The sequence below is a fragment of the Aquimarina sp. U1-2 genome (assembly GCF_017897595.1).
In the GTDB taxonomy this organism is placed as follows: Bacteria; Bacteroidota; Bacteroidia; order Flavobacteriales; family Flavobacteriaceae; genus Aquimarina.
In genome coordinates, this window is sequence record NZ_JAGKIK010000017.1 from 70715 (window position 1) to 82628 (window position 11914).

Annotated in this window: 12 protein-coding genes; all 12 read left to right on the forward strand. The window is 32.4% G+C overall.

Going from position 1 to position 11914, the window contains the following annotated elements; translation table 11 throughout:
• Positions 1-43 precede the first annotated feature (43 nt).
• The 12 genes from J8281_RS16900 (at position 44) to J8281_RS16955 (ending at position 11794) form a co-directional block, all read left to right on the forward strand.
• Positions 44-1021 carry an FAD-binding oxidoreductase gene (locus tag J8281_RS16900; protein ID WP_210198837.1) on the forward strand — a complete coding sequence of 326 codons (978 nt, stop codon included), beginning with the start codon at positions 44-46 and terminating at the stop codon, positions 1019-1021.
• 9 nt (positions 1022-1030) lie between these two features.
• Positions 1031-1807: a glucose-1-phosphate cytidylyltransferase gene (rfbF, locus tag J8281_RS16905; RefSeq protein WP_210198838.1), complete on the forward strand. Its 777-nt coding sequence runs from the start codon at positions 1031-1033 to the stop codon at positions 1805-1807.
• A complete protein-coding gene (gene rfbG / locus J8281_RS16910; RefSeq protein ID WP_210198839.1) occupies positions 1795-2868 on the forward strand; it encodes a CDP-glucose 4,6-dehydratase in 1074 nt (357 codons plus the stop codon). The genes rfbF and rfbG overlap by 13 nt, the downstream gene beginning before the upstream one ends.
• Positions 2869-2873: 5 nt before the next feature.
• Positions 2874-4202 (forward strand): lipopolysaccharide biosynthesis protein RfbH, encoded by a 1329-nt coding sequence (rfbH, locus tag J8281_RS16915; RefSeq protein ID WP_210198840.1) that lies wholly within the window; start codon positions 2874-2876, stop codon positions 4200-4202.
• A 1-nt stretch (position 4203) separates the two neighbouring features.
• A complete protein-coding gene (rfbC, locus tag J8281_RS16920) occupies positions 4204-4743 on the forward strand; it encodes a dTDP-4-dehydrorhamnose 3,5-epimerase (protein WP_210198841.1) in 540 nt (179 codons plus the stop codon).
• 2 nt (positions 4744-4745) lie between these two features.
• Positions 4746-5630: an NAD(P)-dependent oxidoreductase gene (locus tag J8281_RS16925; protein WP_210198842.1), complete on the forward strand. Its 885-nt coding sequence runs from the start codon at positions 4746-4748 to the stop codon at positions 5628-5630.
• Positions 5621-7051 carry an O-unit flippase-like protein gene (gene wzx / locus J8281_RS16930; RefSeq protein ID WP_210198843.1) on the forward strand — a complete coding sequence of 477 codons (1431 nt, stop codon included), beginning with the start codon at positions 5621-5623 and terminating at the stop codon, positions 7049-7051. The genes J8281_RS16925 and wzx overlap by 10 nt, the downstream gene beginning before the upstream one ends.
• Positions 7048-8076, forward strand: a complete 1029-nt coding sequence (locus tag J8281_RS16935; RefSeq protein ID WP_210198844.1) for a glycosyltransferase family 2 protein — start codon at positions 7048-7050, stop codon at positions 8074-8076. The genes wzx and J8281_RS16935 overlap by 4 nt, the downstream gene beginning before the upstream one ends.
• Positions 8077-8113: 37 nt before the next feature.
• Positions 8114-9070, forward strand: a complete 957-nt coding sequence (locus tag J8281_RS16940; RefSeq protein ID WP_210198845.1) for a glycosyltransferase family A protein — start codon at positions 8114-8116, stop codon at positions 9068-9070.
• Between the two features lie 479 nt (positions 9071-9549).
• The gene (locus J8281_RS16945) at positions 9550-10395 is read left to right on the forward strand and encodes an O-antigen ligase (protein WP_210198846.1); all 846 of its coding nucleotides are present in this window, start codon (positions 9550-9552) and stop codon (positions 10393-10395) included.
• Positions 10396-10400: 5 nt separating this feature from the next.
• Complete coding sequence (locus J8281_RS16950; RefSeq protein ID WP_210198847.1) at positions 10401-11363, forward strand: Ig-like domain-containing protein; 963 nt, start codon at positions 10401-10403, stop codon at positions 11361-11363.
• A 92-nt stretch (positions 11364-11455) separates the two neighbouring features.
• The gene (locus J8281_RS16955; RefSeq protein ID WP_210198848.1) at positions 11456-11794 is read left to right on the forward strand and encodes a hypothetical protein; all 339 of its coding nucleotides are present in this window, start codon (positions 11456-11458) and stop codon (positions 11792-11794) included.
• The last annotated feature ends 120 nt before the right edge of the window (positions 11795-11914 follow it).

Consider the following 11914-nt stretch of genomic DNA (forward strand, 5'->3'; position numbering starts at 1 on the left):
ATATTTATTTCTTTTCGAAAAGGATTGAATCTATTTGTGTGATATGTTTGAAATAAGATTAAGAAATAATAAAACTTTCGTTTGCGACGAGTCATCAACCATTTTTGAAGCTGCAAAGAAAGAAGGAATTGTTTTAGAACATAGTTGTTTATCAGCAAGGTGTAGAAGTTGTATAGTGAAGGTTTTGGATGGTGAGACCAAAGATGTTCAGGAAGACCTTGTTTTGTCTAGCGATGAAAGAGAAGAAGGATATATTCTCTCTTGTAATTCAAAAGCATTGTCAAACATAAATCTGGACATTGAAGATATGGGTGATATGATTCTACCAAAGTCCAGAACTTTACCAGCAAAGATTTCCAAGGTGGTTCAAGTTTCTTCTACCGTAATTAAAGTAGTACTTAGATTGCCTCCAAATAGTAATTTTCAATTTATCCCAGGTCAGTACGTTAATATAATAAAAGGAAATATAAGAAGAAGTTATTCTATTGCTAATGGTTCTAATAATGGTGGAATAGAGTTTCTCATTAAGAATTATGAAAATGGATTAATGAGCAAATACTGGTTTCAAGAAGCTAAAGAAAATGATTTATTAAGAATAGAAGGACCATTGGGAACTTTTTTCTATAAAGAATCAAATTTCAAAAACATCGTCTTTTTAGCAACCGGAACGGGCATTGCTCCTGTAAAAGCAATACTTGAGAAGTTTAGTAATCATCCAGAATTAATTGAAAATAAAAGAGTTATAATAATCTGGGGAGGAAGATATGAAGAAGACCTTTTTTGGAAACCACAGTGTCAGGAAGATCTAGAGTTTATTCCGGTTTTGTCTCGACAAAAAGAGTGGTTCGGTAAAAAAGGATATGTTCAAGACATACTTTTAGAGGAGTTAAGTGACTTAACGGATGCTCAAGTTTATGCATGTGGCTCAAATGATATGATAGAATCGTCTCAAAAACTATTAATGCAACATGGTTTACCAAAGAATAATTTTTATTCTGATGCGTTTGTGTGCTCAAACTAACAATTAAATATGAAAGCAGTTATACTAGCAGGAGGTCTTGGAACCCGATTAAGCGAAGAAACAACAACAAAGCCTAAACCAATGGTGGAAATAGGAGGGAAACCAATTTTATGGCATATTATGAAGATTTATTCTTATTATGGAATAAATGATTTCATAATTTGTTGTGGATATAAAGGTTACGTTATAAAAGAGTATTTCGCTAATTATTTTCTTCATCTATCGGATGTGACATTTAATATGAAAGAAAATGAGATGATTGTTCATAAAAAAAGAGCTGAGGCATGGACAGTTACTTTGGTCGATACAGGCGATGATTCAATGACTGGAGGGCGATTAAAAAGAGTCGCTCCGTATATAAAAGATGAAGAGGCATTTTGTTTTACTTATGGAGATGGAGTTGCCGATGTAGATATTAAATCATTAATAGATTTTCATACTTTCCATGGTAAGGAAGCTACTTTAACGGCTACCTACCCTCCGGGAAGATTTGGAGCTTTAGATATTGAAGACGGGGTCGTAAAAAAGTTTCAAGAAAAACCTAAGGGTGATGGTGCCCAAATCAATGGTGGTTTTTTTGTTTTGTCGCCAAAAGTACTTGATCGAATTTCTGGTGATGAAACCATATGGGAGCAAGAGCCATTAAAAAATCTTGCTGCTGATGGTCAATTAATGTCATTTAAACATGAAGGATTTTGGCAACCTATGGACACTTTAAGAGATAAAAGAAAATTAGAAAGCCTTTGGGATTCTAACAACGCACCATGGAAATTATGGAAGAGCTAAAAGGTAAAGTTAATTCATCTTTCTGGAAAGGAAAGAGAGTTTTTTTGACTGGACATACTGGATTCAAAGGTAGTTGGCTTTCTTTATGGCTGCAGCATATGGGTGCAACTTTAAAGGGGTTTTCACTTGAACCACCTACCAAACCATCTTTGTTTTTCGAAGCAAACGTAGAGAAGAATATGGATTCAGAAATTGGAGATATTAGGGATTTACAAATTTTAAGTGCCAGTATGAAGTTGTTCAACCCTGATATTCTAATCCATATGGCGGCTCAACCTTTAGTAAGATTATCTTATCAAGAGCCTCTGGAAACTTATACGACCAATGTTATAGGTACAGCCAATGTTCTGGAAGCTGCTAGATCTTGCCCTAATTTAAAAGCAATTGTGTCCGTTACAACGGATAAGTGTTACGAAAACAAAGAATGGGAGTGGGGCTATAGAGAAAATGAACCGATAGGAGGTCACGACCCGTACAGCAGTAGCAAAGGGTGTGCAGAATTAGTGACATCGGCTTATAGACGTTCTTTTTTCAACACGAATGATTCAGCTTTTGTGGCATCAGCAAGGGCTGGCAATGTTATCGGTGGTGGAGATTGGGCGACCGATCGTTTGGTGCCAGATATTCTCAGAGCATTTGAGAAATCAGAAACTGTTATTATACGAAACCCTAAATCTACACGTCCTTGGCAGCATGTCCTTGAACCTCTTTCGGGTTATTTGGTTCTAGCAGAAAAACTGTATGCAGAGGGCGAAGTAGCAGCTGAAGCTTGGAATTTTGGACCCAAAGACGATGATTGCAAACAAGTAAGTTGGATTTTGGATCAAATGGTAAAAAATTGGGGTAATGGAGCTTGTTGGGAGTTGGATAAAAACAAGAATCCTCACGAAGCAGGATTTTTAAAACTAGATTGTTCGAAAGCTGCCTTAAGACTGAATTGGCAACCAAAATGGGAATTAGGGCATACGTTAAGATTAATTATAGATTGGCACCAGTCATGGCTGTCAGGAAAAAATGTTCAAGAAAAATGTATACAAGAAATTGTAGACTACAATAGATAAAACTTATGTTAGAAACCGAAACTACAATGGAAGAATTAAGAAAAGAGATAGGAGAACTTGTATCAAAGTATTCAGAGAAAGCCCTAAAACAAAAAGATTTTATACCAGGAGAAACAATAATCCCTCCTTCAGGAAAGGTACTTGGCACAGAAGAAATTCAAAATATGGTGGAGGCTTCGTTAGATGGTTGGTTGACCACAGGAAGGTTCAATACTGAATTCGAAAAAAAATTAGCAGAATTTTTAGGAGTTAAACACTGCATTTCAGTAAATTCAGGATCTTCAGCTAATTTGGTGGCGTTTAGTACACTTACCTCTTCAAAATTAGGAGATAGAGCAATAAAAAAAGGAGATGAAGTTATTGGAGTTGCTGCGGGTTTTCCAACAACAGTGAACCCGATTGTGCAATTCGGTGCAATACCAGTATTTGTGGATGTAGATATTGAAACGCATAATATCAATGCCGACTTAATAGAAAAGGCTATTACTCCAAAAACAAAAGCAATCATGTTGGCGCATACCCTAGGAAATCCGTTTAACCTGGGAAGAATTAAAGAACTTTGCGATAAATACAATTTATGGCTTATTGAAGATTGTTGTGATGCATTAGGTGCAACATATAATGGTCAACTGGTTGGAACTTTTGGGGATATAGCGACCTTAAGCTTTTATCCTGCTCATCATATTACTATGGGAGAAGGTGGGGCTGTTTTTATGAATAGTGCAGAGTTAAAAATGATAGCAGAATCATTTAGAGATTGGGGACGAGATTGTTATTGTCCACCAGGATGTGATAACACATGTGGATGTCGTTTTGAGCAGCAACATGGGGATTTACCCTTTGGCTATGATCACAAATACGTTTATTCTCATTTGGGCTATAATTTAAAGATAACCGATATGCAGGCAGCCTGTGGACTTGCGCAATTAGATAAAGCTGCCGGATTTATAGAAAAAAGAAGAGAAAACTTTAAATTATTGCATGATCGACTAAGTAGTCTTGCTGATTTTATTCAATTACCTGTTGCGACTCCTAACAGTAACCCATCATGGTTTGGATTTCCTATTACACTAAAAGATGATAGTGGCGTAAATAGAGTTGATTTACTAAGATTCTTGGACGACAACAAAATAGGTTCTAGATTATTATTTGCAGGAAATCTGATTAAGCAACCATATTTCAAAAATATTGAACATAGAGTAGTTGGAGATCTTACTAATACAGATAAAACCATGAATAATACGTTTTGGATAGGAATATATCCTGCACTAGGGCAAGAACATTTCGATTTTATTGGAGAAAAACTGGAAGAGTTTTTCGGATTGAATTTTTAAAATGGAGCTTAAAGAAACTCTTATCCCGGGATGTTATAAAATAGCCTTGGACAGTTTTGAAGACAATAGAGGAAGTTTTTTTAAAACGTTTCACTCAGATGTTTTTGAAGAAAAAGGACTATGCTGTAATTGGAAAGAAGAATATTTTTCGGTTTCCAATAAAAATGTTATTCGTGGGATGCATTTTCAGACACCACCAATGGACCATGACAAGATTGTAACATGCCTTACGGGCTCTGTGTTAGATGTCGTTATAGATTTAAGAAAGAACTCACCTCAATTCAAGAAATACGCAACATTTAAGTTGGATTCTAATACCTTGGATAAAATGCTGTATATTCCCAAAGGATGTGCACATGGTTTTATGAGTTTAGAAGATAATACTTTGATGTACTACAAAGTATCAAGTGTTTATAGTCCTGAAAACGACAAAGGAATCCACTGGAATAGTATTGGTTTTGAATGGAATGTTATTAAGCCTATTGTTTCTGAAAGAGATAAAAATCATCCTTCTTTAAAAGATTTTCAATCACCATTTTAGCTATGCGTATATTTGTAACAGGAGCAACTGGTTTTATAGGAAGTCATCTGGTAAATAAGCTTAATGAACTTGGCTATGAGGTAACAATTAACTTAAGAAAAGGAAAAATTTCTCCTTATGGCAAAAAAATAAAAACTTATTGCCTTGGAGAAAAAGCTGTTGAAGATGATATTGAATTTCTTGAAAAAGAAGCATTTGATGGGATTGTTCATTTAGCATCTCTGTATTTAAGTAGTCATAGTCCCAATGACATTAATGATTTAATAGATTCAAATATAAAATTTAGCACCTATACTCTTGAATGTGCCGTCAGGGCAAATATAAAATGGTTTATAAACACAGGAACATTTTGGCAAAACTATCAAAACAAGAAGTATTCTCCTGTTAATCTTTACGCTGCAACCAAAGAGGCTTTTGAAAACATTGCTAAATTTTATATCGAAACAAGCCAAATACATTTTTGTACCATACGACTTTCCGATACTTTTGGCCCTAATGATACTCGACCAAAGATATTTAGTTTATGGGAAAAAATTTCTCAAACCGGAGAAATTCTTAAAATGTCTCCAGGAGAACAACTAATTGATGTTACCCATGTAAATAACGTTGTTCATGGTTTTATTACATTAATTAAGCATATGCAAGATAAATCTCCTGCAGTTAATAATGGAGATGTCTTTGCTATTATGAGCGATAAAAGAACAACATTAAAACAATTAGCGAACCTTTATGAAAAGGTAATGGAAACTAAATTAAACATTCAGTGGGGCGAGAGGGATTACAGAGAGAGAGAAGTAATGATACCTTGGGAAAAAGGGAGGCCAATACCATCGTATAAACCCTTAATTTCTTTGGAGGAAGGATTAATGCAATTAAAATGTCAATAGCAATTTCCCGTAAAGATGTTCTTTGGAGCTACTTTTCACAATTTTTTTCTATAGCTTCTGGATTAATTACGCTACCACTAATACTTAAGCTTTTATCTACTGAAGAAATTGGATTAAATTATTTAATGCTTACAGTAGGTTCTTTAGTAATACTTTTTGACTTTGGGTTTACCCCTCAATTCAGCAGAAATATTAGCTATGTATTTAGTGGGGCTAATAATATTAAAAAAGAAGGAATAGATGATGAAACAGTAAACGGAAAAGTTAATTATAGGATATTGGCTACAATGATTAGTACTGCCCAATTGGTCTATAGAAGACTAGCATTTATAGTTTTGCTAACTATGCTTACCGTTGGAAGCTGGTATATTTATGAGGCAACCGAAGGATTTACTAGTGTTAATAATTCATTTCTAATATGGTTTGTTTATTCACTTTCAGTATTTTTCAATATTTACTATTCATATTATAATTCTCTTTTAATTGGGAAAGGGCTTATTATGGAATCCAGAAAAGCCAATGTATATTCTAAATCTTTTTATATCGCACTAACATTTTTATTATTGTATCTAGGAACAGGATTACTTGGTGTAGCTGTCGCTAATCTTATCGCTCCGTTTATTGGAAGATTTTTGTCCTATCGTTTTTTTTTCACAAAAGAACTAAAATTAAAAATCTCTGAATTTGATATTGAAAAGAAAGAAAAACTGGATTTGTTTAACATTATATGGTATAATTCTAAAAAACTCGGTTTAGTTTTTTTGGGAAGTTATGCTATAAATAAGTTAAGCATGTTTCTGGCAGGATTATATTTGTCATTAGAGCAAGTAGCTTCTTACGGATTAATGATTCAGCTTGCAAGTACCATCGGAACTATTTCCAGTACATTATTCATTATATATCAACCTCGTTTCTCAGCATTAAGGATTGAAAAGAAAAAGAAATTATTGTTACATGAGTTTTCTTTCTCAATGAATATTTACTATTTGTTGTATATTTTAGGGTCTGTTTTATTGGTGTTTCTAGGCCCCGTAGGTTTAGAATTGATAGGATCAAATGCAGAGTTGCCTGAAAGATATATATTGTCAATGTTTTTGATGATTATATTTTTAGAAGGAAATCATGCTAATTTTGCAACCTTTATAGTTACTAAGAATGATATCCCCTTTGTAAAATCTGCACTGATATCCGGAGGGGTTATCGGGCTGTGCTCTTATCTATCTCTAGAGTTAACAAACTTTGACATATTGGGATTGATAGTGGTCCAGGGATTAACACAATTAGCATATGCTAATTGGAAATGGCCTTCAGAAGTTTGTAAAGAATTTAATATTAGTTATATCCGTTTCTTAAAATTAGGTGGTTTAGAATCTTTTAATAAAATTAAATATCTGTTGAATATATCAAAAAAGAAAGTATGAATTTAGATAATGAAGAGGATAATTTCAAATCAATTAATAAGATTAATTCGATATCTATTAGAAAACATAAATTAAAGGGAACTCCAAAATTTACCATTGCAATTCCTACTTATAAAAGAGTACCTTTACTTCAAGAAGCAATTAATAGTGCATTAAATCAAGAATACAATAAAGACTTTGAAATAATTGTTGTTGATAATGATCCAACACGAAACTGTTCGACAGAAAATTTGGTTGTTAGCTATCAAGATTATCGATTAAGTTACTTTAAAAATGAGGAAAATTTAGGTATGACAGGTAATTGGAATCGCTTGTTTAATTTGGCATCTGGTGATTATGTCGTTATGTTGCATGATGATGACCTTTTGTATCCCAACTTTTTGACATACTTGGACAAAGTAATTTCAAATCTAAAAGTACCTTATGATGCAATTTTTACTCCTCATACAGTAATTAATGGTGACTCTAATTCTTCTTTTCCTGAAAGAAAAAAGTATTTTATTTCATATGATCAAAGACTGAAAACAAAGGATTTTTTATGGGGAAATATAGTGGGCCCTCCTGTTGGAATGTGTCTGAAAAAAGATGTGGTATTAGAAGTTGGAGGATTTAGTCAAAAGAATTACCCCTCAATTGATTATGATTTTTATGTAAAATTATCTGAAAAACATAAATGTTCGATTATTGGAGGCCATCCTATTTCTATGTATAGAATTGGCTTTAATGAAAGTCAAGATTCTAGGACTTTACTTAACTTTATAAGTAATGACCAAAAAATTAAAAGTCGAATTTTGTCTTCACAAAAAGTATTGAATACCAAAATCTGGAATAAGTATTCCAGCACCAATAGTTTCTTTTATTTGAAAAAAATGAGGAAGCTTTTTGGCAACAATGAATTAACTATTGACAGTGAATTAAAAAAACTACGAAAAGGCTTTAATTCTTTTAATTACGCACTCTTTTTGTCGATGAATATATACAAGAAGATTTCTTTTATCTTAAAAAGAAAATACTTTCGAGTTTAAGTTTACTTCTTAGTTAAATTAAAATAACACACTTAATATGAATCAAAAAAAACTTCTTGTTTCTGTATTAATACCTTGTTATAACGCTCAATCATCGCTTGATAAAGCGATAGATTCTATAGTAAATCAATCATATTCAAATCTCGAAATCATGATTTGTGACGATTGTTCTACCGATGAAACATACGATTTAATAACCAAAAGATCTAAATTTGATAATAGGATTAAGGTACATAGAAATTCGCAAAACAAAGGATACTTGTATACTATTAACTATCTTATGGAAAAATGCACTGGAGAGTTAATTACCACCCAGGATGCCGATGATTGGTCAGAAGTTAATAGAATAGAATGCCAAATAGAAAAATTTTATGATGATACTGTAGGTGCTTGTATTACTGGATTTAAGGTAATAGACGAGAAAGAAAACCTTATTGAAGATGTTCCAAATATTGAGAAGCTAAAAGAAGATGCGTTGTCCAATTACTTTAACTCGAGATTTAATATCAATAGTATTTTATTTAGTAGAGAAGTTTATAATCAAATAGGAGGGTATAATGATTATTTTAATAAAGTTGGAGCCGAAGACTACTATTGGTTTTATCTTATAAGTGAAAAGTTTAAAGTATCTTGTGTAAATCGTTCATTATACAATTATATAATCCATTCTAATTCTTTTACGGCTAACGCCAAATCGTTTAAGCAATTAGTAATTAATGATTTACTAAAGTTTATGTTAAAGCAACGAGAAAAATTTGGAAAAGATGCCTTAACTGATGATAAACTAATGGAAGATTTGGTATCCTATGAAAATAAATTGAATCGAAATTACAACTCAAAATATCTATTGACTCTTGTTGCACTATTTAAACAACTGAAAGGTAGAAATTATTCTCAAGGCTTTCGATTAATAGCTAAGAATCCTAAAATTCTGATATCATTTAATTCTTTATTTAAAGCAATTAAGTTGTTATATCGCAGAAAAAGCGCATAACCCTTATTTTATTGGTAAATGACTAAATTTATAAGAACCTCAATGAGAAAAATTACAAAATGGCCTATTTAAAAACAAAAATTAAAGAGAATTACCTTTTATTACTAGTTTCTCTTTATGTTTTATCGGTATTTTTTCTTGAGAAAGCGCAAGTACTTAATAGAATCGCATTAGGGTTGTTGGTTTTATGTGTTATAATCCAATTATACAAATCAAAAAAACTTGAGCTCAACAAAAAAGCATTAATTTTTCAGGTTTTTTTTATACTCCCATTGATTTACTCAATGATTCAAATATGTAATAGTAAAACGATATCCCTCAATATTATCTTTCCTTTATTCTTTTTAGTGTTTAGTACCGATCTATTTAAAAATAGGGATATAGATAGATGGATTTACAAATCATTGAATATTTCATTGGTTCTTGTCTTTTTGGTTTGTATTTTGAATGCTGGAGTCTTTTTTTTTAAAAATTACTTTTTGGTTTACTCTTTTGATGAAGCAATAAATGAAATTTCTACAACGTATTGGTGGAATAACTTTGTACACAAAGCGTTTTTAAAATCATTAGAAATCCACCCTAGTTATTTGTCACTTTTTTCACTCTCTGCAATTAATTGGAATCTTAATTTGCTTTACAAAGACCTGCAAAACAAAACATTTGATAGAACAAACATATTTTACTTGATCATTACCACCCTTTTTACCATATTGATTTCTTCAAAAATGGCTTACATACTATTGCTCTTATTAGTATGTATTTTTTTGGTACGGCTTGTTGTGGCTGGACTTTACAAACAAGTTATTTTTCTGGGATTGTCTGGATTCTTACTCATGATATCTATGTACTATGCATTGCCCTCAATACGAGATAGAATTACCGTAGACTTTAGAAACTTCAAACAATGTGGTTTCAAATTAGATAATAAAAGCCCCGCATCAGAACGCATTTTTATTTGGAAAACAAGTCTCGACATAATCAAAAAAGAACCCTTAGGATCATTTTGTCAAAAGACTAAAAAGACCATATGGCAAAAAATTAGTAAATCAAACAAAGATTTGCTTGAAGAGAAAAATGCCCATAACAACTTTTTAGAATATGGCCTTATGTATGGGTGGTTTGGGATATCAGTATTGCTCGCCTTTATATGTTATACCAGTTTTATTGTATTTAAGAGAAAAGATATAGTATTTTTGGGGTTGCTTTTGATCTTTTTACTCTTTTCGCTGGTAGAGAGTACTTTAGTAAGAGAAGTAGGTGTGATTTTTATGGCATTTTTATTTCAGTTTCATTTTTTAACCTTAAACCGCGCAATTAAACATTAATAATTATGAAGAGTAATCTTTTTTTCAGTTTCATTATTTTTTCTTTGCTTTTGATTATCATTCAAGGCTGTTCAGAGGATGAAGATACCACCCCTTCGATAACAGCAAACCCAGAAGTATATGAAACCGAAATGTTTGTTACCAGTTGGTTTGACAATCGAAAGAACATACAAGGTAATGTATTAGATAATGATTCAGAACAAGAAGGAGTCTCTATCACAATTATAGAAGATGTATCAAACGGTTCGTTGACCATAGATTTATTAACAGGAGCCTTTACATATTCTCCAAATGTAGACTTTGCAGGTATAGATAAATTTACATATCAGGTATGTACTTTAGAAGGAGTCAAAGTCTGTGATATCGCTGAGGTGACTTTGAATATTTTACAAATTGATATTCGTATAGATAATGAAAAGTATACTGGCACAAAGTCAAATAATATTGAAGGAAATGTTTTGCGTAATGATATTGTTAATGTTGATGTTCTTGTTGAAGTTGTTACGGATGTAGGTGATGGAACCTTGACTTTAGATTCTAATACAGGTGATTTTATCTATACGCCTAATCCGGGTTTTACAGGAAGAGATACTTTTGTATATCAGGTATGTGATATAAACAATCAACAGTCCTGTTTTACAGGAGAAGCAACCTTTTCGATTTTTGATAACGATTTTGATGCGGTTATAGTAAGTGATGGGCATCATGCACTTCCTGGAGAATCAATTATTATGGATATTACTGCAAACGATGATCTTCCAGATTTTTATGAAATTGAAATAGTATCTGCAGGAAATTTTGATGTTTTTAAAGTAAATGATGATAATACAATCACATATACCCCAAAGCCAGAAGATGAAAATTATACAGGAACGGTTTCGTTTACTTATTCGGTAGACCCTCCTGTTTCAAATATTATTAATGATGTAGAACTTCTGTTTATATATCTGTCCAGGAAGAAGGTCTAAAGCTTGGAGATTTCCATGAAGGAGGAGTAATTTTTTATCTAGATTCGACAAGAAAACATGGTATGGTGTGCCACATTCAATAGACAGAACGCATGCAAATAGACTGTTGTGTTACCACCGAAATGGGATTTAGAACCGGAGCTGAAAATACAAGAGTATTGTTTGAAAATTGTCCTGGAGATAATATTCAGAGTTTTGCTAGCGGTTTAGAATTGAATGGTTATAAGGATTGGCATATTCCAAGTGTTGTAGAAGCAGCTACAATGTTAGGCAATGCGGTATTTATTAATCAAACTTCAACTTCATTAGGTGGTGAGCATTTAGATGGTATTCCCACTAGCACACTAGAAGGTGGTCAAAATTATTACTTTTTATCGGGATATCCATTGCTAAAAGAAAGAACTACATTAAATGCCAAGTATAGGCTATAGTACTCCCTATTTTTAAGACAGCTAGTTAAGATGTAACTTTAACGCTGTACTTATGAAAAAATCGAGAAGAAAATTTAGTCCATCTTTCAAAGCAAAGGTTGCTTTGGAAGCCATCAAAGA